The organism is Frigidibacter sp. ROC022 (genome assembly GCF_024723735.1).
Lineage (GTDB): Bacteria > Pseudomonadota > Alphaproteobacteria > Rhodobacterales > Rhodobacteraceae > SLM-1.
In genome coordinates this window covers 56526-79246 of the sequence record NZ_JANQDU010000007.1, presented here as the reverse complement: position 1 = coordinate 79246, position 22721 = coordinate 56526, and the positions used below count along the sequence as shown (strand labels likewise).

At 56.1% G+C, this 22721-nt stretch carries 14 protein-coding genes; 10 read left to right on the top strand and 4 right to left on the bottom strand.

Features of this window, described 5'->3' with window-relative positions:
- Positions 1 to 775: phosphorothioated DNA-binding restriction endonuclease (locus tag NUW50_RS20475; RefSeq protein ID WP_258291047.1), on the top strand; the 775-nt coding region annotated here is incomplete at its 5' end.
- Positions 776 to 1093, top strand: coding sequence for a nucleoside triphosphate pyrophosphohydrolase (locus NUW50_RS20470; protein WP_258291046.1), 318 nt, complete (start codon positions 776 to 778; stop codon positions 1091 to 1093). It abuts the gene before it with no gap.
- Here NUW50_RS20470 and NUW50_RS20465 read toward each other — a convergent pair.
- From NUW50_RS20465 to NUW50_RS20455, 3 genes are read right to left on the bottom strand one after another with little or no spacing between them, the layout of a single operon-like run.
- Positions 1090 to 4020: a UvrD-helicase domain-containing protein gene (locus NUW50_RS20465; RefSeq protein ID WP_258291045.1), complete on the bottom strand. Its 2931-nt coding sequence runs from the start codon at positions 4018 to 4020 to the stop codon at positions 1090 to 1092. The genes NUW50_RS20470 and NUW50_RS20465 overlap by 4 nt on opposite strands.
- 1 nt (position 4021) lies before the next feature.
- Positions 4022 to 5344: a type II toxin-antitoxin system HipA family toxin gene (locus tag NUW50_RS20460; protein WP_258291044.1), complete on the bottom strand. Its 1323-nt coding sequence runs from the start codon at positions 5342 to 5344 to the stop codon at positions 4022 to 4024.
- Entirely contained in the window at positions 5334 to 5666 is a 333-nt protein-coding gene (locus NUW50_RS20455; RefSeq protein WP_258291043.1) for a helix-turn-helix transcriptional regulator, read from the bottom strand. Before NUW50_RS20455 ends, NUW50_RS20460 begins: the two co-directional genes overlap by 11 nt.
- A gap of 384 nt (positions 5667 to 6050) precedes the next feature.
- Between NUW50_RS20455 and NUW50_RS20450 the strand changes: the two genes are divergently transcribed.
- The 8 genes from NUW50_RS20450 (at position 6051) to NUW50_RS20415 (ending at position 19172) form a co-directional block, all read left to right on the top strand.
- Positions 6051 to 8279: an AAA family ATPase gene (locus tag NUW50_RS20450; RefSeq protein WP_258291042.1), complete on the top strand. Its 2229-nt coding sequence runs from the start codon at positions 6051 to 6053 to the stop codon at positions 8277 to 8279.
- Entirely contained in the window at positions 8279 to 9415 is a 1137-nt protein-coding gene (gene mcrC / locus NUW50_RS20445; protein WP_258291041.1) for a 5-methylcytosine-specific restriction endonuclease system specificity protein McrC, read from the top strand. The genes NUW50_RS20450 and mcrC overlap by 1 nt, the downstream gene beginning before the upstream one ends.
- Positions 9416 to 9567: 152 nt before the next feature.
- The gene (locus NUW50_RS20440) at positions 9568 to 10425 is read left to right on the top strand and encodes a helix-turn-helix transcriptional regulator (RefSeq protein ID WP_258291040.1); all 858 of its coding nucleotides are present in this window, start codon (positions 9568 to 9570) and stop codon (positions 10423 to 10425) included.
- The gene (locus NUW50_RS20435; protein ID WP_258291039.1) at positions 10422 to 13811 is read left to right on the top strand and encodes a DEAD/DEAH box helicase family protein; all 3390 of its coding nucleotides are present in this window, start codon (positions 10422 to 10424) and stop codon (positions 13809 to 13811) included. The genes NUW50_RS20440 and NUW50_RS20435 overlap by 4 nt, the downstream gene beginning before the upstream one ends.
- A gap of 5 nt (positions 13812 to 13816) precedes the next feature.
- Positions 13817 to 15343, top strand: coding sequence for a type I restriction-modification system subunit M (locus NUW50_RS20430; RefSeq protein ID WP_258291038.1), 1527 nt, complete (start codon positions 13817 to 13819; stop codon positions 15341 to 15343).
- Positions 15340 to 16533 (top strand): restriction endonuclease subunit S, encoded by a 1194-nt coding sequence (locus tag NUW50_RS20425; RefSeq protein ID WP_258291037.1) that lies wholly within the window; start codon positions 15340 to 15342, stop codon positions 16531 to 16533. Before NUW50_RS20430 ends, NUW50_RS20425 begins: the two co-directional genes overlap by 4 nt.
- A gap of 9 nt (positions 16534 to 16542) precedes the next feature.
- Positions 16543 to 18237: an AAA family ATPase gene (locus NUW50_RS20420; protein WP_258291036.1), complete on the top strand. Its 1695-nt coding sequence runs from the start codon at positions 16543 to 16545 to the stop codon at positions 18235 to 18237.
- Positions 18237 to 19172, top strand: a complete 936-nt coding sequence (locus NUW50_RS20415; protein ID WP_258291035.1) for a hypothetical protein — start codon at positions 18237 to 18239, stop codon at positions 19170 to 19172. The genes NUW50_RS20420 and NUW50_RS20415 overlap by 1 nt, the downstream gene beginning before the upstream one ends.
- 47 nt (positions 19173 to 19219) lie before the next feature.
- Here the strand turns inward: NUW50_RS20415 and NUW50_RS20410 are convergent, their stop codons facing one another.
- A complete protein-coding gene (locus NUW50_RS20410) occupies positions 19220 to 22627 on the bottom strand; it encodes a TM0106 family RecB-like putative nuclease (protein ID WP_258291034.1) in 3408 nt (1135 codons plus the stop codon).
- Between the last annotated feature and the right edge of the window lie 94 nt (positions 22628 to 22721).

Below are 22721 nucleotides of genomic sequence, written 5' to 3'. Positions count from 1 at the left end.
GTTGAAGAACGAGAATGCCGAGCGGATCGCGTTTAATGATGCCGAAGATGTTGTTAGCCCACTCATCCAAACCTACGGGCCGTTCCGCGCCAAAACGACAGTTGCTTATCCCTTCGTGCGCCTGGCTAACGACAAGAGCAACATCTGGTGGATCGAGCCGCATCAGAAGAACGCGTCGGGCGATCTTAGTTTGGTCGAAGCCCGCGACCGAAGGCTTCAGGCGGGGTTCTCGGACGAAGTTCTCGCCGCGTTCAGGGCCGACCCCAAGCTCATCGATAATGTCGCGCTCAATCTGCTGGAGCGGAATTTTCCGCCGAGCCTGCACCAAGACATCCTGGAAGCCGTTGGCCTCTATCTCGGCAATGATGAAATCGAGGCTCTCGTCCGCCGCAAGCGCGATCCGCGGTTCCGAGTGAACGTGCTCTCTGCCTATTACGAGCAGTGCTGCGTCTGCAAATACGACATCAAGATGAACGGCGCGGCCGTTGCACTTGAAGCAGCCCATATCAAGATGCATTCCGCCGGCGGTCCGGACGAGGTCAATAACGGCCTGTCCCTTTGCGTCATTCATCACAAGCTCTTTGATCTTGGTGCAATCACCGTCGACAAGTTGATGAAGGTCAGGGTGTCAGAGCGCGTCGTCGGGGACTGGGGCCGCAAGCTAAACGACGAGTTCCACGAGAAAGAAATTTCTCTTCCGCGCAGCGAGGCAATGCTCCCAACACCGCAGTACATCCATTGGCACAACGAGCAGATTTTCAAAGGCGTCGTGTAGATGACATCGGGCAAGCTTGTTAGGGATCGCATTCCCGAATTGATTTCTGCGGAAGGCCGCAAGCCACTCGTCAGTGTGCTGCGTGGTCAGGAATTGATGGGGGCGCTTTACGAAAAGCTGACCGAAGAACATGGCGAGTTCCTCGCTGCCGGCAGTGACGGCGAAAAACTAGAAGAACTGGCCGACATGATCGAAGTTCTCATCGCGATCGCGGAGCAGCACGGCTGCAAAGAGTCCGATCTATTGGAACTGGTCGCGAGGAAGCGCGGAGACCGTGGGAGCTTCTCAAAGGGACTATTCTACCAAGGTGATGCTTAGCGGTTTCTGTTGTTTCCGTCGGTTTTGGGAAGTTGTTGGCTACCCTTGCACGCTGGATATGTCACGCAGCCGAGAAACTTGCCGCGTCGTCCTCTGCGCTCGACGAGCCATCCGTCTTCGCATTCGGGACAAGCAGGGAGCTCTGCGCCGCAGCTGCAGATCATCTTGTCGGGGTGCGAGCTGTCTCTGATCGGCAAATCGCTGCCGCATACGCTACACGGGCTTAGCTTCTGGCCGCACAGATTGCGGTGCTCGCAGGAGAAATACGTGCCGCCATTACGTGCCGCATGCGCGAGCATTCGCCCGCCGCAGGAAGGACAGCGATGTTCGGCTATGCCTGGCTCGCCGAGTTCGATGGCTTCGTATTCCGGAGTTCCGAGAAGTTCGCGGACGAAAGCCGATGGCTTCTCTCTGTCTGCCAGAACGGTGACAGACTTCCGCGCTCGGGTCAGAGCCACATAAAAAAGGCGGCGCTCTTCGGCGTGCTCGAAATTTTCCGGCTCTGGCAAGACAAGGTCGAGCAGGGGATCATCGACAATCTCTGACGGGAATCCCATTGTGTCGGACACCGCGCGGAGGATGATGACGTGATCCGCCTCAAGACCCTTGGATGCGTGCACGGTCATGAAGCGGATCGAAAGCTTCGGAAAGCTGGACGAGAGCGCAGCAAAACTTTTGGGCTTTGCATGGTGGTATCGGCCGAGCAGCAGCACGCTTGTACCAGTTGGCGACTCTTTGGACAGCCGTTCGAGCGCAGCATTGAGCGCCGCGCCTTCCTGTCCCCATCTGTAGTAGGCCACCATGATGGCCGGAGCAGACGCCGTTCCCGCAGGAACGACCGATTTCTTGATCTGCGCCGGGTTGCGCAGCACGAAGCTGCGCGCGGGGTGGGCGATCTTATCAACGCTGCGGAATGTGCGTCCCAAATCCACCGTGCTGTGTACGTCGTCGGCGCCGGCGAAGCTGCCGCCGAACTCTTTGCCGAAATTGCGCATCAGGTGAATGTCGGAGCCCGTGAAACGGTAGATCGATTGCCAGTCGTCACCGACCGCAAAGATGCGAGCATCGGAATGCTGCGCCTTCAGCGCGCGAAGAAGGCGTGCTCGCCCTTCGGAGATATCCTGGAACTCGTCAACAAGCAGATGCCGGTAGGGGCTTTGATAGCGGCCGCTCTCTGCGTGTTCGGTTGCGCGGACGATCATGTCTTCGAAATCGATCATGTCGCCGAGGCGCTTCTCATAGGCTTCGATCAGCGGCTCGAAGATCTTCATGAACGCGCGGCTGCGTGGCTTGTCTTCCGAAGCTTCACCCCGCGTGTTGCACTGCGCGATTGTCGCGCCGCCGCTTTTGAAGTGCCGCAGAAACGTTCCGAGGGTCTGGGTGAAAGCATCGACCTGTCCCATCTCGGACAGGGTGCTGAAGACCTCGCTGTCGGGAATGGGCTTGAGCTCGACATAGGGCGCCAGCTTTTCTTTGAGCCCGTCCAGCAGTCTACCTTCGACCTTCTCATAGCTGAACGTCTCGATCAGCGTTGTGCCTCTTGCCTGATGGAGTTCGCGCTTCCAGGCCATGTCTGCGAGATATCGGTCGCGGTCGATGTACGGCGCCGTGGTCAGGCGCATCATGCCATCTGGCCCGCGCGATTTTCGGACGCCGAAATGCTCGATGTAGATGCCGCTTTCGGTCAGCCGAAAGTCCGGCTTGTAAGGACCGCGCGCATCTGCCGGTAGTTCGTGCTCGTAAACGGGCTCGTATTCATGTGCGATGCCGTTGCGGTAAAGCCAGTTAGAGATTTCCCACTCTTCGAAGCTTTTGACGCGATCACCGTTCAGGGTGCGAAGCTCGTGCGCCTCCACCCACTCAAAATACTTGCCCTGCGTCTTGAAATCCCACTCGCTTTTGTAAGGCCAGTAGAACTCGGAAAACCAATCCAGAAGGAGCGTGCCAAGACCTGCCATGGGGGCGATCTCGTTGACGAGAATATCCCGTAGCAGTGCCCGAAACTTCGCGTCATCGCTGGCGTGGTCAGCCAGCGCTGGGCCGGTGCCTTCGACTTCACGGATGATCCTGTTGCCAAGGGCGTGAAACGTCAAAGCGTCCACAGATGCGCCTGAGCGCTCTTTGATGCGGGTTGCCATCTCAGATGCCGCGTCCTTGCCAAACGCCATCAGCAAGATTTCTTCCGGCTGTCTTATGCCCCGCTCGATCAGGTAAGCGGCCTTGGCAACGATCACGCTGGTCTTGCCAGAGCCGGCGCCGGCGAGAACGAGGGTAGCGTCCTCGTCTGTAACAACGGCGAGGCGCTGCTCTGGTGTCAGCGGATTGGACTCAATCTTGTCGAAGAACGCCTTCATGTCGGCGAGTTCGGTTTCGATGAAGCGCTCGATGGCAGCATTGCGTGCCTGCTCCGGCGCATCTTTAAAAGTGCTGACGGCTTCAAGAAGGCGCTGATCAGAGTCACCGAGTACGCCGTCAGGTATGAGCGCGGGCAGAGACTCTATCGCCTTGGTCGCGCGTTCAAGGAAGGGCGCGAGCAGGCAAGCGGCGAGATAGCGCCGCGGCTGGTTTAGGCGCTCGATCGCCTGTGCCAGCGCCTTCAGTTCTTCTTCCGTCGTCTTGAATTGCAGCGTGATGTGCTCATGAAAGGCACCATTCACGGTCGATATGAAACGTGTCGCTTCGCTGGATTTGATGCCGGCAAGCTTGACCTCGGTGCCGTCAGAGAGCGGCACCGAGACGGTCGAGAAGCCAAGGGTACTGATGATCTTTGCAGGACCTGCCCAGTCCGAAAAGGGTACTTGTTTCCGGGCGCCGCCGTGGAAGCTGATGCCTGAATCGGTTTGCTCCGCCCCCCAGGACGAAAGCCCGAGCGGCCGAAGGACGGCGCCTGAAAGTGGGCTTCTCTTTAGGGTTTTCGGCGGCGCCATATCAGGCATCTCCGCCGGCGATCAAAGTCTCACGTGCGGCATGAAAGGCATCCTGCAGGGCTTTGTGGCCGTCCAGACCCTGAAGGCAAAAGCTGTTCAGAAACTGCCGTCCGGCGAACAGCTTCCGGTCGACGGGGCTGAGCTCAGCTTGGGCGCAAATGTCATCCCAGTTTGCTGCGATCGTTGCGATCTGTGCTTCGATCAATGCGGCGGCTTCACCTTCTTTCAGGTGATAATCCGGCGCAGCGGCAAGGCACGTTGCCAAAGTGCTCATCCGGTTATCGCCCTTGATCAGCATGGCCTGCGTGGCTTCGTTGCCCGAGCGTCCCTGCGGACAAATGTCATAGGCCGGCGTCAGCGTCAGCATCTTGCCGTCCCAAAAGGCGGCGTGGTTGCGGGCGTGATCGTCAGTGTTGCCGCAGAGCACGTTGAAGCAAATCCGGCCGTAGAGCTCTTTCAGCGTTTCCTTGGGGGCGGTGAATCGGCGGCGGATAATCTCTGCGAGGTCTTCGTAGGACGCGTAGCGTGCCATCATTTCGTCCAGCCCAAGCATGGTCAGGGCTGACACCATCGCATGGCGTGTCCAGCCATCCTCGGAAAGTATGCGGTCGAAGCGCTCGATCAGAAGCACATCTTTGCCTGCAGCCTTGGTGATCGACACCGGCGCTGCGTTCAGGCCGCACGCTGTTGCGAGTTTCATCGCGATGAACTCGGCCTTCACCACGCTGTGCGTGTCCGTGCTCGATGAAAACTTGGCGATGAATTTCTTCTCGCCGTCATCGATGAGCGCCTTGGGACGCGCGCCGCCGATTGACGTTCCGTGATTGAGTGCCTGATCGAGCGCGGGGGTGAGCGGCAATCCTTTTTCGATGAGTTCTGCAGCCGCCAGCAGTTCCTCGAACGAGGCTTCTGCAGCGAGGCGCGGGACATACTCCGTTGCCGATGCCTGAAAATCGAGGGCGCCGATGCGGTCAGACCCCGATTGCAGCAAATAGGTGAGCTCGCTGATATCCGGAATGCCGGCGGCATCAGGCTTCTTGCCCGTCAGCCTGTTGATGATGACGCGGCGTCCCCAAGCGTCGGGCGAACCGTCCCGAATACAGCTGGGCATCGAGAGGCCGTTGATCGGTTCGATCACGCCTTCGCGTAGCGGCAGTTCGGGCTCGTAGATCGGGATGGCGTCCTTGCGGCGCCGATAGCTGGCACCGTAGGTGAAGAGCAGGCGGTCACCATCTTGATCGAGGCGTCCCGCCACCACCGGCTCGGTTGCCCCTGGCAGCCACATCCAGACAAATGCTTCGGTCGCCTCAGCCTTAGAAGTCATCATCGACCTCTTTCAAAGTGTGGCGGACGCTCTTGGGAAGCAGCGTGAGCTTTTCATCGAGGCGTGCGTTGTGCATCTGAAGCGTGCGTTCGTCGTACTCGAACAGGCGTACGCCGACGAGGGAGGCGACCTCGAAGACGATGCCGATCTCGGGACCTGGTGCACCCTTTTCGATGCTGTAGAGCGTGGTGCGGCTGATGCCGGCGCGGTCGGCTAGTTCCTGAGCCGTCAGGCCGCGTTCTGATCTGCCAATGCGGATCAGCTTACCAAGCATGGTCAATGCTTGACGCGTTACTCTGGAATAGCTTCTCTTGCGAGGCATCGTAGCTTCCTGTCATGTTCATTCAGCTGTACGCGAAACCGCTTCGCGTACAAAATTCTATACATCATGTCACAGAGGGAACTTGATCGTCAAGTTTGTGTTCATTTAACTGGACGTGAGGTGGTTTCGTGTACAAAATTTTGAACAACGCTGGTGCGGCGGAAACCCGTGGGAGGGAGATTGTTTGGGGTCGATCATGCCAGGTGGAGGGGTTCTGGAGCTCACCAGCAAAGCAGGCGTGTTGGGTGCCTGCATCTTGGTCGCCATCGCACCCCGTCAACCAAGTGAGGGGTGACGGACGGCTCCTGCGAAGCAGGCTGACAAGCTTTGGATAAGTCAATGAATCATCTACACGAATTTCTTTTTCACCGTTAGACTTGCAATATGACAGACCAGCTTGATTTAAATACGACCTACAAAGCCATCCTTGCAGCCGCGCGAGAGCGCCGCTTCATAAGCTATGGCGAGCTTGCCAAGGCGAACGGCGCGCTCTGGAAGAATGTTCGCTACAAGATGAATACCCATCTTGGCGATCTCGTCCGCATCGCTTCCGAGCGGGACTGGCCGATGCCGAGTTCGATTGTAGTCAATCAAAACAATCTCAAGACCGGTACACTTGATGGTACAGCCCGCGAGGGCTTCATCACCGCCGCACGTGAGTTCGGCTTCGACGTCGATGACCCCGCCGTCTTTGTAAAGAAGCAGCAGGATGCCATGTTTACCTGGGCGCCAGACGCCCCCGACGATTTGGGTCTATCTGACGGCCACGAGGAGACGGATGTTCCGGCAGGCGGCCCGAAGTTCGTGCAGTTCTTTGGACCTGTGCTTGATGCTATGAGGTTTTTTGGCGGAGTGGCCGAGCCCCGTCAGGTCATGGATAAGGTGGTCGAGCTAGCCGACATCACCGAAGACGAGCTTGGCGAAACCAACAAGAACGGCCAGTCAAAATACGAAAACCAGATCGGCTGGGCGCGTTTCTATCTTGCCAAGGCCGGCATGATTGAGAGCAAGAAACGTGGTCTATGGTCACTAACACCGGAAGGACGGGAAACTTTTCTCAACCATGAAGATGCCGTAGCGCTCTTCAAGGAAATCCACTCCCGCTACCGCGATACAGCGACTGATGATGAAGAGTCGGCGCCCGCGCTAGAAGCGGATTCGGAAGGCGAATTGTTTGATGACCCTAATCGTCGGTTTTGGTTCGTAGGGGCTTTGTGGGATGGTTCCGATGACCAAACCAGCCGCTTCCTAAAAGAAGGCATCTGGCAAAACGGATACGACGACAAGTTCTCCGACCACGTGGCGCGGATAAAGCCGGGGGATCGCATCGCCATCAAGGCGACATTCGTCAAAAAGTACGGGCTGCCCTTCGAGAACCAGGACAAGCCCGTCTCGTGTATGCGCATCAAAGCAATAGGCACGGTGACAGAAGCGACCAAGGACGGAAAGACGGTCAAAGTCGATTGGACGCCTCTGGAAGATGCCAAAGAATGGTATTTCTATACCTACCGTGTCACGATCGTTGAGGCTGACGTTTCAGACGACCTCGCGCGTCGGCTTGTCAGATTTACCTTCGGTGATCAGAAACAGGATTACGAATTCTGGTTACGCCAACCTTACTGGGCGAAGAAGTACCGGAAGGCGCCGGACACAGTGACCGACCTCCAGATCGCGGAAGAAGAAGCTGAAGCCGATACCGAAGAGGCCGCATTCGAGCGCTACGATATCCCGGATATTGTCTCGGACGGATGCTTCCTGCCGGAAGCTAGCCTGAATGACGCGCTCGCACGCCTACGCTCGAAGAAGAACCTCATCCTTCAAGGACCGCCCGGCACCGGCAAGACTTGGCTGGCAAAACGGCTTGCCTACGCGCTGATCGGCACCCGCGATCGTAAGGTGACGCGCAAGCGCATGCGTGCCATCCAGTTCCATCCATCACTATCCTACGAGGATTTCGTCCGCGGCTGGCGACCTGACGGAAACGGTCAACTGAAGCTTGCGGATGGTGTCTTTCTTGAAGCGGTCGAAGCCGCGCGCGCTGAGCGTGATCGACCCTTCGTGGTCATCATTGAAGAGATTAACCGCGGAAACCCCGCCCAAATATTCGGGGAGATGCTAACGCTCCTTGAGACTGACAAGCGTCGTGAAGACGAAGCGATCGAGCTGGCCTATCGCAGTGAGACCGGCGAACGCGTCTATATCCCTGACAACCTCTTTGTGATCGGCACGATGAACATCGCCGACCGCTCACTAGCGCTTGTCGATCTGGCGCTCCGCCGTCGCTTTGCCTTCATCACGTTGGAAACCATGCTTAACGATCACTGGAAGGCGTGGTGTATTGAGAAGGCCGGCCTGGACGCCGATGCCGTCGAAGACATTCGGCGCCTGATGTCTGAACTCAATGAAGAAATTGCCAACGACCGCGCCCTCGGCGCACAGTTCAAAGTCGGTCACAGCTATGTCACTCCAGGTGCCAGCGTTCCGATTGGTGATGCGCGCGACTGGTTCCGGCAGGTCGTGGAGACAGAGATCAGTCCGCTTCTAGAGGAGTACTGGTTCGATAATCCCGACAAGGCGAAATCCTCCACCCGCCGCCTTCTCGAAGGCATCTGATGGAAGCCCTCCTTACAGAGCAGTACGACGATGACGCCGTCCCATTGGCTCTGGACAAAATTCCGTTGCGCAATGTCTGGCTATTATTCCTCTACGCCTCTGGGCTTGCGCGTTTTCGAGACCGCTTCGAAGCCGAGGTGGAAACCTCTCCTGACTTTAAGACCCTTGTTGCGCGGCTGTTGTGCTATGCCACCGAGAAACGACTGCGCCGCAACTTGAGTTTTGGATATCGGCGGAAAGAAGAAACCCTTCGCCGCGTTCGTGGGCGTATCGACATCCTGGAATCCGTATCACGAGACCTTTTTCGAAAGGGGCAAGTCGCTTGCCGTTTCGAAGAGCTCACTATCGACACGCCGCGCAATCGGCTCGTTCGGGCGGCGTTGTCGAGCCTGTCAGGCTGGCTCGATGATGCTGATCTCGCGCATCGGTGCCGGACGCTTGCACATGCCTTGGGACGAGCAGGCGTTGCAGGCGAAAAACCATCGCGCGCTGAAATCGCATCCGATCAGATCGGCCGGCACGAAGCCGATGATCGATTGATGGTCTCGCTTGCGCGCGCCGTGTTCGACCTGGTGCTGCCGACCGAAAGCGCTGGGGCGCGGTCGCTTTTGAAGGCTCAGCACGATGAAACCGAGTTCCGGAAGCTCTTCGAGAAGGCGATCGGCAACTTCTTCGCGGCCGAGCTTCCGAGAGAAGAGGGATGGCGCGTTTTTCCGGGCAAGCAATACAATTGGCCGGTTGCAGCAGCCTCGACAGGTATCGCGGCCTACCTTCCGATCATGATCACAGACATCATTCTTGAGAACGCGAAACAGGGGCGTCGGATCATCATCGATACCAAGTTCACCGAGGTGCTTACGAAGTCTCAACACGGTGGCAGTCGCTTCAAGACCGGACATCTATATCAACTCTACGCCTACTTGCGCAGCCAGGAGCGCCCGGACGATCCGTTGTCCATAACGTCAGACGGCATGCTTGTGTACCCTTCCGTCGGTACGGACGTCGATGAGACGGCCTTGATACAGGGGCATCGACTTAGGTTTGTGACGATCGATCTGTCAGCTCCAAGTGGCACCGTCATCGAGAGGCTGCAGCAGCTGCCTTTGGTGTCGAAGTTGTCGCAAGGAACTTTCTAACCCAGCGAAGTTGTCCACTGCCTTGCTGTAGAACGATATAAAATCTCTTGACATCACCGAAGATGAGTATATAAACTATACCCATATAGTAAATATGGCAATCGACGTTCTTGGCAGGAACGTGCGCGCCGTAAAGATGGAGTATTGCAGCGATGCGCTGGGGTGTTGAAAAACGGTTGGAGTTTATCGAGTTCCGCCTCTTTTGGGAGGGCGGGATCAACCGTGCTGACATCATCGACCAGTTCGGAGTTTCCGTGCCGCAGGCCTCGAAGGACCTTACACTCTATGAAGAAAAGGCTCCAGGCAACCTTCGTTACGACAAGAGTGCCAAACGCTATCGTGCCTCTGATGCGTTCAAGCCGGTATTTCTAGAGCCGGACGCGTCTGCATACCTGGCTCATCTGCGTACTTCAGCTACGACGCTAGACGGGCCCGAAGAATCTTGGCTTGCTGCTGCTCCCGAGTTCGACGCAATGCCGGTCCCTCATCGCAGCATTGATGTCTCGGTTCTGCGCGAATTGTTGACGGCAATACGGGAATCGAAGTCGCTAGAAATCCGATACCAGTCGATGAACCCCAACAGGTCGGCACCAGAGTGGCGACGAATTTCGCCGCATGCTCTGGGGAATGATGGGCTTCGATGGCACGTTCGGGCATTCTGTCATGTCGACTCCAAGTTCAAAGACTTCATTCTCTCGCGCTGCCTGAAGACTCGGAATCCAAATATAGCGGGAGCGTCTGCAGCTGACGATATTCTTTGGAATGAACACTTTACGGTGGAACTGTCTCCAAACCCTGCGCTGAGCGAAAACCAGCAGGCCGTGATCGCTCACGACTATGCGATGAGTGGTGACAGCGCGAAGGTACCTATACGTAAGGCGCTTCTCTACTACTTCCAAAAGCGCTTGCGTCTCGACGTGGCCGACAAGCTAGACAATCCGCATGAGATTCCGGTGGTGGTTGCTAACCGGGTTGAATTTGATGCCGCGCTAGACGAGGCGATGGCATGAAATCGAAAAACTTCGAAATTCTTCGGCAGAGATGGCCGGAGCTCGCAGAGCTCGGGGGGCTCGCTGACTCTTACGCGCACGCCGATGCCGCGAGCGCGCTGGTGAAGCTGCGCCTCTACGCCGAGAACCTTACCAAAGATATATATCGCGATCTGAAGCTTCCTAAGCCAGAGCAGCCGACATTTGTCGATCTTCTGAAGAATGATGCCTTCGAGGCCATCACGCCCAAGGTCGTACTCGATAAGCTCCACGCCTTGCGGATACATGGCAACAAGGCGGCTCACGGAGAACCTGTCGGAACGCAACACGCCCTGTGGCTCCTTAAGGAGGCGCATGATCTGGCCCGTTGGCTTTGCATACAGTACGGCAAGCAAAAGGCTGACCAGCTGCCCGCCTTTGTTCAGCCTGCCGCGCCAAGGCAGGCAGAGGCTAAGGAAAAGCGCCGAATTCTGGAAAAGCTAGCTGCACAGGAAGCCCAGATGGATGCGCTTCTTGCCGAGTTGGAGGAAGCCCGCGCAAAGGCTTCAGAGGCCGAAAAAGAAGCGACGGAGCTCAAGAAGCTTGCCGCCTCAGCACAGAGTGCGGCGGACGAGCTGCACTTTAGTGAAGCGGATACTAGAACCCGCCTGATCGATAGCCTGCTGGCCAGCGTCGGCTGGGATGTTGGCGAAGGGCTCAAGAACACCCCTCAGGTGGGCAAGGAAGTCGAAGTGGACGGTCAGCCGACAAAGACAGGTGTCGGCTATGTGGACTATGTCCTCTGGGACGACAACGGCAATCCGCTGGCCGTGATCGAGGCGAAGAAGACAGCTGTTGATGCCGAAAGCGGGCGTCATCAGGCCAAACTGTACGCGGACAGCCTAGAGAAGAAATACGCTCATCGCCCCGTGATCTTCTACAGCAACGGGTTCGACATCTGGATTTGGGATGATGCGCAGGGCTATCCACCCCGCAAGCTCTATGGCTTCTATTCAAAGGACAGTCTGCAGCATCTCGCCAACTATCAGCGGCAACAGAAAAAGCCGCTCGACACCATTGAGATCAACGGCGCGATAGTAGATCGCCTTTACCAGCTTGAGGCCATCAAGAGGGTGTCCGAGCGGTTTACTGGCAAGCACCGGAAGGCCTTGATCGTGCAGGCGACCGGCACCGGAAAGACGCGCGTGGCCATCGCTCTTACGGATTTGCTGATCCGGGCGGGTTGGGTGAAACGCGTTCTCTTCCTTTGTGACCGCAAAGAGCTGCGCAAGCAGGCCAAGAACGCTTTCAATGATTTTCTGTCAGAGCCGACGCGTATCGTCACCTCGCGAGTGAAGTCCAACGCAAGCGAGCGAGTCTTCCTTGCGACCTATCCGGCTATGCAGAAGGTATTCCAGTCGTTCGATCCTGGCTTTTTCGATCTCATTATCGCCGATGAATCGCACCGCAGTATCTACAACGTGTATGGCGACATCTTTCATTACTTTGACTGTCACCAAGTCGGATTGACAGCAACGCCTGTCCACTTCGTGACTCGCAACACGTTCAGCTTGTTCGACTGCGAAGGACAACTTCCCACATCGAACTACGATTTGGATCAGGCGGTCGAAGAAGGCTACCTGACTCCCTTCGAGGTATTCGAACACACAACGCAGTTTTTACGTGATGGTATCCGCCTCGATGGACTTTCTCAGGAGCAGATCGAGGAACTCGAATCTCAGGGCGAGGACCCTTCGCAATATGACTTCTCGTCCGAGCAAGTCGACAAGATCATCTTTAACAAGGATACCAATCGAGCGATCCTGCGAAACCTCATGGAAAATGGCCTAAGGGATTCGGCCGGACAGGTTCCGGGCAAGAGCATCATTTTCGCCCGTAATCACCAGCACGCCATGATCATGCGGCAGCTCTTCGATGAGATGTACCCGCAATATGCTGGCAAGTTCTGTCAGGTTATTGATAACTACGATCCGCGAGCAGAGCAGCTGATCGATGATTTCAAGGGAGAAGGGGCGAACAACGATCTCACGATCGCCATCTCGGTCGACATGCTCGATACCGGGATAGATATCCCCGAAATTTTGAACTTGGTGTTTGCGAAGCCAGTCAGATCGCCGGTGAAGTTTTGGCAGATGATCGGCCGTGGGACACGCCTTAAGAAGGACCTATTTGGTCCCGGCGAAGACAAAAGTGTCTTCCGCATCTTCGATCACTGGGGAAACTTCGCGCGCTTCGAGATGGGCTTCAAGCCCGCCGAACCGACCCAGTCGAAGCCGCTCGCGCAGCAGGTATTCGAAGAGCGACTCAAGCTGGCCGAAACAGCTTTCGACAAGAGTGAACCCAATATCGCCGAGCAGATCATCGACCTGATCGCGAAAGACATTGAAGACCTGCCGGAAGAGTCGATTTCGGTTCGTGAGAAATGGAAAGAGAAGCGGACGCTCTCGGAGCCAGGGCTATTAAAGGACTTCGCGCCGTCCACTGTGGCACGCCTGCGCCAAGAGATCGCGCCGCTCATGCAGTGGCGGGATATCCGCGGAAAGAGTGACGCGTTTGCTCTTGATCTCCTGATCGCGCGGATGCAGATCGCGGTCCTGCGCGGTTCCGGTGCTGTCTCAGACTTGAAGATCGAACTGCTAGACCGCCTCGGGCTTCTTCAAATGCACCTCAACCCGGTGCGCGATAAGGCCGACGTCATCAAGCTCGTGAAATCTGATGTGTTCTGGACAGAAGTGAGCGTCGCAGACCTTGAAGAAATACGCGTGCCACTGCGCGAGATCATGCACCACCGTGCACGTGGCGGTTCTGGTGGTGTCCCGCCCAAGGTAATCGACGTGACTGAGGACGCAAGCCAAATGCAGCTTGCGCGAAGGTCGACCACTCTCAAGACGGTTGATATGAAAGCATACGAGCAGCTCATTGAATCCGAGCTGAAGAAACACTTTGAGACCGATCCGACACTCAAGAAGATCAGAGTCGGCGAGCCGGTTTCGGATCGTGAGATCGATGCGCTTGTTTCACTCATCTTGACGCAAAACCCAAACGTGCAGCGCTCGCACCTTGAGGAATTCTTCGGTGCTACGGCTGTGCCGCTCTTCCTTGCCATACGATCGATCGTCGGCATGGAGCCGGAGGCCGTTCGTGAGAAATTCAGTGCGTTCGTTAAGAAACATCCAAAACTGACAGCTAAGCAAACCCGCTTCCTGTCACTTCTGCAGAACCACATCGCCCGCTACGGCACGATCTCAGTCGAGCGGCTCTACGACGCGCCTTTCACGGTCATCGATGCCGATGGCCCAGATGGCATATTCGAGAACGAGCACGACCTTAGCGATCTAATCGAAATCGTGCGCTCTTTCGGCCCTGAGGCCGATGAGCGCTCCGACGACAACCCGAATGAAAGGTAAGAAGAATGGTCACGGGTGAACTTAAGCGGCGCGTTGACGCGCTTTGGACTGAATTCTGGCAGGGCGGGATCACCAACCCCCTGACTGTGATCGAGCAGATCACGTTCCTGATGTATGCGCGTCTTCTCGATATCAATGAGGCGCGTGACGAGAACCGCGAGAAGCGGACAGGAAAGTCATTCAGCCATCGTTTCAAGGACGATGAGCAGCATTTGCGCTGGTCGCAGTTCCGGCATCTCGGGGCCGAAGAGATGCTGCCGGTCGTTCGTGATGAAGTGTTTCCGCACTTCAAATCGACCGTGGCCAGCGGCTCGTCCTTCGCTGAGTTTATGAAGGATGCGCAGTTGATGATCCAGAAGCCCGGGCTCCTGGTGAAGGCCGTCAACATGATCCACGAGTTGCCGCTCACCGAAGGCGACACAAAAGGCGATCTCTACGAGTACTTGCTCAGCAAGCTGACCACGGCGGGGATCAATGGGCAGTTTCGCACGCCGCGGCACATCATTCGTTTGATGGTCGACATGCTTGAGCCGAAGCCCACCGACGTAATCGGCGATCCGGCCTGCGGCACCGGCGGCTTCTTGGTAAGCGTGATGGAGTACCTACTCGAAACGAACACCTCACCGGATGCCGTTATCGAAGAGACCGATCCCGAGACTGGTTCGGTAGAGAAAATCTATACCGGCGATTTGCTCGATGACGATGATCGCAAGCACATAAGAAGCGAGATGTTCCACGGCTTCGACTTCGACGCGACGATGCTACGTATCGCGGCGATGAACTTGATGCTTCACGGCGTCGATGATCCCGATATCCACTATCAGGACACGCTCAGCACGGGGTTCAGCGAGCACTACCCAGCGCAAGCGAGCGAAGGATTTGATGTCATCCTGGCAAACCCGCCTTTCAAGGGCAGCTTGGACTTCGAGGATGTGCATTCGGGTCTCCTGCGCCAGGTCAAAACCAAGAAGACGGAGCTGCTCTTCTTGGCATTGATACTGCGGATGCTGAAAACCGGAGGGCGGTCTGCAACGATTGTTCCGGATGGGGTGCTATTTGGGTCGTCCGGGGCGCATCGGCAGCTCCGCGAGCTGCTGGTGGACCAGAACCAGTTGGAGGCAGTGATTTCGCTGCCAAGCGGTGTCTTCAAGCCATATGCTGGCGTATCCACAGGCATCCTCGTGTTCACGAAGGGTGGGGAGACGAAAGACGTCTTCTTCTACGACGTTCAAGCCGATGGCCGTTCGCTCGATGATAAGCGTGAGCCCGTGGCAGAGAATGATCTCCCGGATTGTATTGCGCGCTGGCGGTCACGAGACCCGGCCCAGGATACGGATCGCAAGTCAAAAGCGTTCTTTGTATCTGTCGATGAGATTAGGAATGAAGGCTATGACCTTTCCCTCAACCACTACAGTGACAACAGCTATGAAGACCTCAAATTCGATTCTCCACTCGTGATCCTTGGGCGGCTGAATGACCTCAACCAAGAAATCTCTGATGATCTGGCTGATTTGAGGAGAATGCTTGGATGACCAACATGGTTCAATTGGATGATGTGATGGATTTTATCCGAGGCATCACCTTCAAACCTGATCAGCTCGTCGATGTGAGCAGGGAGGATGCAGTTGTATGCATGCGGACAAAGAACGTGCAACGAGACTTGGATGAGTCTGATTTGATCGCGATTCCAAAGTCCATAATGAGGGACGAAAAAAAATATTTGAAACCTGGCGATGTCTTGGTTTCTAGCGCAAATAGTTGGGAACTCGTCGGCAAATGCAGCTACGTTGGTGATCTTGACTATCTAGCAACAGCTGGGGGTTTCATCTCAATTGTTCGCCCGAAGAAAGGCAAGACGCATCCCCGCTTCTTGTATCATTGGCTAACAAATCCCGCCACTCAGCATGCGATACGACATTTGGGACGTCAAACGACCAATATTTCCAACTTGGATGTGAAGCGCTTCAAGAAGTTGGATATTCCAGATTTCGATTTTCATGAGCAACAAACGATCGCTGAGATTCTGGACAAGGCCGATGGTATTCGTCGAAAACGCGAAGCTGCTCTTCGTATCTCTGACGATCTTCTCGGTTCAGCGTTTTTAGAGATGTTTGGTGATCCTGTGCGGAATCCACACGGGTATTGGCAACAAACACTGGGTGAAGTTGCAAGCTTCATTTCTGGCGGGACGCCCAGCAAGAAACGAGCCGACTATTGGGAAGGGAACTTCCCTTGGGTGTCGCCCAAAGACATGAAAGTAGACTTGATCTACGATGCGGAGGATCATGTTTCTGAAGTAGTGTTTTCTGAAACCAGTCTCAAACGAATACCTGCAAACACGCCGTTGATAGTTGTGCGGGGTATGATCCTTGCGCACACCGTTCCAATTGCCCTGACGCAAAGAGAGGTGGCCATCAATCAGGACATGAAGGCGGTGAAGTTCAATTCTGAAATTGATCCAATGTTTGGATTTTGGAGCCTCAAGGTTCTTCATAATAGGATTCTAAGCCAAGTGGACACGGCGGCCCACGGGACAAAACGGCTTGACACGTCACGTTTGCAGGCGCTGCCAATTCTGGTGCCAGGCGATAACCTTCAAAGCGAATTCGTTGCAATCACGCAAAAGTTCGGAGCAATGCGAGCTCGTCTCAGTGCTTCCTTGAACGAAGCGAGCCAAATGTTCGATGCCTTGTCGCAACGCGCCTTTCGCGGCGAGCTTTGAGGTGCTGCGATGCGTTTGACCAGGATAGAGATTGCGAATTTCAAAGGTATTAGTGGCCGTCAGGTCATCGATCTTCGGCCTATCACGTTGCTTTTTGGTCCGAACAGCGCCGGCAAGAGTACAATCCTCCAGGCACTGCACTACCTACGTGAAGTTCTTGATCGCGGAAATGTCGATCCCGATAGGACGATAGCCGGCGGTCTCATCGATCTCGGCGGCTTTGCGACGCTTGTTCACAACCATGAACTCGATCGTGCTGTTACGATCAAACTGGAAATGGACATGCAGGAGGAGCAGGGAACTGACGCTCTGCCGCTAAACGATGGGTTGTCTCTGGGTGATCCTGAATTCTCCGAGCTTCAACTGCGCTATCTACTTGGTGAGAGCGCAGAGTTCGAGGACTACGCGGTCGTTCAGGGATGCGCTCTAGAGGTTGAAGTCCGTTGGAGTGAACGTGAACAGGCGCCCTATGTGGCGAGGCTCTCTGTCGAGCTTGATGGCGAGCCCGTGGCGTCAATTATCTCGCCCCCACAGGCTGGACGGGCGCAATTGACTGATTTCAACTTTGACCATCGCTTGCTCCGTCGGGCTGTCCGCCCGGACGAATTGGCTGAAGAAGGCGGAGAGGAGCTAGCGGCTTCCTCTCCACTTGAAGATGAGATTTGGGTGCTTGCTCGGGAGGCCGCGGCGGATCGCTCAACGCCGAAGACTCCGGATGATCAGCTTCGGATTGCCGTTGCCACGCTGCGCGGCGCCCTGCCGGCGTTGGACAAAGACTTGGCGCTTGATATTCGCGATCCAGACGTGTCGAAGGCAGAGTTGGAGGAGCGCACGCCGCGTGTGAACGGGTTGCGCGCGCTTCTATCCGAATTGGTGTTGGGGCCGGCCCGAATAGTTCGAGATTTTCTCTCGGAAACGACATACATCGGGCCATTGCGGGATATTCCGAGCCGGAACTATCGCCCACAGGTCACCCCGGATGAGGCGCGGTGGGCTCAGGGTCTCGCAGCTTGGGACCTTCTCTACAATGACCGCAGTGGCGAATTGATGGAGGCTGTCAATCGATGGCTTTCAGACGAAACGCGCCTTCGCACAACGTATCGCTTGGAGCGTGTAGAGTTTCGCGAAATTCCGGTGCCCAGTCGCTTCGATCAGGTTTTCGAGCGTGGTCTTCAAGAAGATGACATAGGCGAGCTTCAGGAGCTCTACTTCAGTTTGAAGACACGTTCCGAAATCGCACTTCGTGATTTCGAAAAAGGTATTCTGGTCGCTCCTGGCGATGTTGGCGTCGGCATCTCGCAAATGGTTCCGGTGGTTGTTGCCAGCTTGCGAAAAGCGGATGGAATTCTTTCTATTGAGCAACCGGAGCTTCACGTCCATCCCGCGATTCAGGTTGGTATGGGGGATCTGTTCATCCGCGCTGTTCGCAGCGATCCTGATCGATTGTTCTCGGGCAAGTCTCTCATCGTGGAGACCCACAGTGAGCACATCATGCTTCGGCTTTTGCGCCGGATTCGCGAGCAAACGGACAACGAAGTCCCGCCTGGATTTGATGGGATTACGCCCGATGATCTGTCGGTCATCTATGTGGAGAGCGGGCTCGAAGGTGTTCGGTTCAAGCCGCTGCGCGTTTCAGAGGATGGCGATTTCCTCGACCGCTGGCCACAAGGCTTCTTTGACGAACGTGCGGAGGAGCTGTTCTAGTGCATTCGGAATACGCTGTTGAGCCTGCGGCAATTGGGGCAGATTGGAACACTTTCAGGTTTCTCATCGAAAAGTTCGGCTTTGATAAGGGCAGGTTGATTTCGCGACTTCCTCCGAAGTGGGAGAAGGAAGTCCTCGCCGCCGCCGCAGATGCCGGTGTTTCCGATATCAAGCTGGCCAGCATGGTCGAGCGACTAAAGGCGACCAGGAAGATTCGCGTCGTTGATTTCGGCAGAGCCTACGATCCAGACAATCCTTGGATTGAAAATGCTTTGCGGGAACATGCCGCGCGTCCATTTCGCGCAATTATTTGTTCTGACAAGCCCACTGGGTGCGCCGAGGCCTTAGTATCGGATGATTGCGATGAAGAGAACGCTCTGATCGAAGCTCAGATTAGCCGCGATGTTGGTCGTGTTGCCGCCGATATCGCCGATGCATTGTTCGGATTGGTCGCCCCGGCAACGGAGGTCGATATCGTTGATCCATTTTTTGACTTACGCCCGGCAAAAGGTGATTTCATGGGTCCGCTGGCAGCTCTACTTGCCAAGTTGTCAGGCGCAGGCTTCGGAGGCAAGACGATAAAGATCCATTTCCGAACTCACGATAGTCGACCTCCGGATATTCTGCTTGCACGAGACGCACCGCGCTTGACGAAGGGAATGATCCCTGTTGGGTTCAAATTGCAGCTCTATGAATGGGAGCAGATTGCCGGAGGCGAAGACTTCCATGATCGTTTCGTTTTGACGAATGGAGGTGGGCTGATGATCGGTGCTGGGCCTGCTGCGGCGGGGGCTGCAGAAAACGCTACCTTTACATTGTTGGCAGACGCTCATGCGCAAGTAGTACGCGCGAAATTTTCCGATGGTGCTACGGTCTACCGACGTGTTGGAGCAATCGTTCAGATCGACTCTAGTGGCAATGCGAAGCTCATCTAACTCCGCTTGCAATATTGAAGGTCATCGCTGCTGGTCCCTCGATGCCGTTAAAGAGCAACAGGTTGTGCAAGCTCAAGATAGCGACAGAATCCGTTTGCAAGTTGCATCTGGCGAGGAGTCTTGCAGTCAGCCTCGAAGATGTCCGGGGAAGCGATCAGAATGGCGACGCATTGTGCGCGGGAAATCGCAACGTTGAAACGATTGGCGCTGTAGAGAAATTCCATACCGCGGGGCGCGTCAGCATAGCTTGATGTCGCCATCGAGTAGATAGCGATCGGCGCTTCCTGGCCCTGGAACTTGTCTACGGTGCCGACCCGTGCGCCCGGCAGACGCTGCTGAATCTCGAAGACCTGCGCGTTGTAGGGTGTGATAATGAGGATGTCCTCAAGCCTGACTGCATGCTCGTCGCCGTCGCGGTCGATCCATGTTGGCTGGCTTGCGACGATATCGTTCACTAGCTTCGCGGTAGTCTCCGCTTCTTCGATCGAAGAGCTGCGATTGCCGGTATGATGCACTGGAAGGTAGCGCAAACCGCTGCCACTGATCGGGCCGCTGGCATTGATTTTCTGCCGCGCACAGTCCAGCTTGGCCGCAAGCTTCCCATCGTAGAATAGCTCGGAGTTTAGAGCGCAAATATCGGGATGGAGACGCCACGTCTGTTCTAGGAACAGACCGCGATCGCCGGCAATCGTGTGCTCTTGGCCTAGAACATGCTGAAGAGATGAAACACCCGTGCCATCAGGATGGGAGCCCTGTGTCGGTTGATCGAGCTGCTGCGGATCGCCGAGCAAAATCACGGTGCGGGCGCTTTGTGACACGGCGATCACATTGGCGAGTGACATCTGCGCAGCTTCATCGACCACCAGCACGTCGAGTGTGTCTGCGGCATCATTGCGCGACCAAAGGAAGCTTGTCCCACCCGCGACGTGTGCACGATTGGTAGAAAGCGCGGTGAAGACATCTTCGTTCTTGCGGGCAAAGATCAGGCGTTTCTGGTCCGGTTCCTGTTCGCCGGGTTTCTGTATGCAAGTGAGCGCGATGCCCTTTTCATCGGCAACCGTGACGATCTTGTTGAGCAGATTGCGGATGACCTTGTGCGAGTTTGCTGTGATCCCAACTTTCTTGCCGCGCTCGACCAGACGGCAAATCATATGCGCGCCTGTGTGGGTCTTGCCCGTGCCGGGTGGTCCCTGTATGGGCAAGATTCCCTCTCCGAGATAGTCGGCGATACGAACGCCTGCATCGAGGGGAAGCTCTTCGGTCAGCCGGATTGGTTGGCCGCCAAGGCGTGGCGGCTCACGCAGGAGTAAAGACCGAGCAGCCTGAAAGGGACCATCGCCGAGGATGCCGTGTTCGGCAACAAATTCTCCGATACGGAAGAGGGCGTCCGCTTGTTCTTTGTGGTCGAAGTTCTGAAAAGCAAAGACGCCTGCCGGGTGAACATTTGCGGTTTGTTTGGTCTTCTTGATGTCGATCGTACGCGCCTCGCTATCAATCATGACGGCCGTTCCAATGGAATCGCCGCCCACTCGCCGCAGGCCTTCCTCGCCGCGCAGGTCGGTGTCTTGCTGCAGAAAACGGTAGCGATCGATCGGAATACCCGTTTTGGTCTGGTCAACTGTTGCCATGTAAGTCAGACCGGAAAGTGCGACGCGCTCGTCAATCAATTCTTCGGCGGTGAGGTCGGCAAGCCGGAAATACTCCCACCAGGTTGCCTTTTGCTCGCGGCGATGCCAGTCGAGCAAGTAGGCCAGAATCCATCGCGCCTGCTGTTCGACGCTCCGCTCCTCAATGTCGGCGGGAATGTCGCGTGTAAGACTCTCAACTAGCGCCTGAATGGCCTCCTGCCGCTCGGTCAGTTCGTCGCTGGCTTGTTGATCCGATGGAGCCGGTCGCGAGACATCTGTCCCTGAATCTATGATCTCTTGCCGCCGCTCTTCGAGCCAGTCTCGCAGCGCCATTGTAGAGTTGCAGTCATCTTCATTGTAGGACTGCACCGTCGCGCAGTCCTCGGTGCTGACGTTTTCGATATCGCCGAGCTCTAGCCCTGCTTGCAGGCTGGCAAGTGCCATATTGGCATCCGGGAGGTCGGTGTTTCGCTCGAAGCCGTACAGAGGCTCAAGCTTCTTAATCGAGTAGCTTTCTACGCCTGCGCGTAGCGCGTTGCGGACCACGGCGTAGAGATCGACAAGCAAGTCGCCGCGCAGGAAATCATCAATCTCGGATTCGCGGGTGGCGTAGCGGCCCATCAACCGCTTCAGGGCTCCCGGCTCGTAAGCTGCGTAATGGTAGATATGCAGGTCAGGGTATGTCTTCTGACGCTCCGTCACGAAATCCACAAAGCACTCGAAAATCTCTTTTTCACGTTCGCGGTCAAACGCCCAGTCGGCGGTGTAGGCCCACGCCCCATTCTCGTCCCGGTAGCTGTAACCGAAGAGATATTCGAGGCCGTGCTCGCCTACAAGAACATCACTCTCGATGTCGAAAAAGATGTCACCCTCCGATGGCTCTGGCAAAAGGCATAGACCGATATCCTGCACGGCAGGGAGCAGCTCATAGAGCGTTTTGCCCGCAGCACGCGACTCGATTTGTATGCGGGCTTGCTCGCGCGCCTTATGATAGGAAAGCGGGGCACCGCGCTGCGGCTTCCACGGCATAGGCACAGGCATGGCGGCAAGCGCCGCCGCGGTTGAAATGCCGTTCTCCTGTAGTTCCGTTCGCTGGTTCTTGCTGATCCCTGCGACAAGACACAGATGGTCGTCTTCACGCCTGCGTGCATCACACCGTTCACGCCAGCGGCACATATCGCAGTGTTCCTTTGGCTCGGGATAAAGGGCTGGAGGCGCATCGATTGTGGTCGCCTCTTCGATCGCGGTTTTCGCCTTCCTGAAGTAGGCTGCATAGTCCGCATACCGGAACTCTTGCGGCTCGAAATTCGACCAGGGAGCGACGACGTAGATATGCTTCGGAGCCAGACCCTGCGCTTTCTCAAGCAGGTCTGCATACAGACAGAGCTGTAGGACCGACCCCGCTTTGGTTTCACGAGCGAGCTTGGTGTCGATGATCTCATAGGACCACTCGCCGAGACCGCTCGGAGTTTCGACACGCCTCAATATGTCAGCACGTCCAGCCCAACGACCGTGCTGAAGTGCTGCCTGCACAATAACCTCTACACCATCGGCCATCGCTGCTTTCGTTTCGGCGAACGCGTCCGCGGTGATGTCTACGCCGTCAATGACGCGCGTTGCTAAACCCTCGGCCTCAAGGTGGTCGATGAAGCTCTTTTCATGGCGACGCCCGCGTTCGCGCAGAATTTCTAGAAGGGGGTCCCAGACCGATGGCTTCTTTAGTGCGCCACTCGCCACTCCGAGATCAAGCTCGGTCATATGGGCGCAATTCAAATGGCCGACGAGGTCGGACGCGCTCAGGATGAGTTCTTTGCCGCGCACTTTCATAGCTGCCCCTTTCCGTGAGACTGACTAGTTACACTATTGACATTAAAACTATATGGGTATAGTTTATATACCGATCTAAAATCGATGTCAAGAG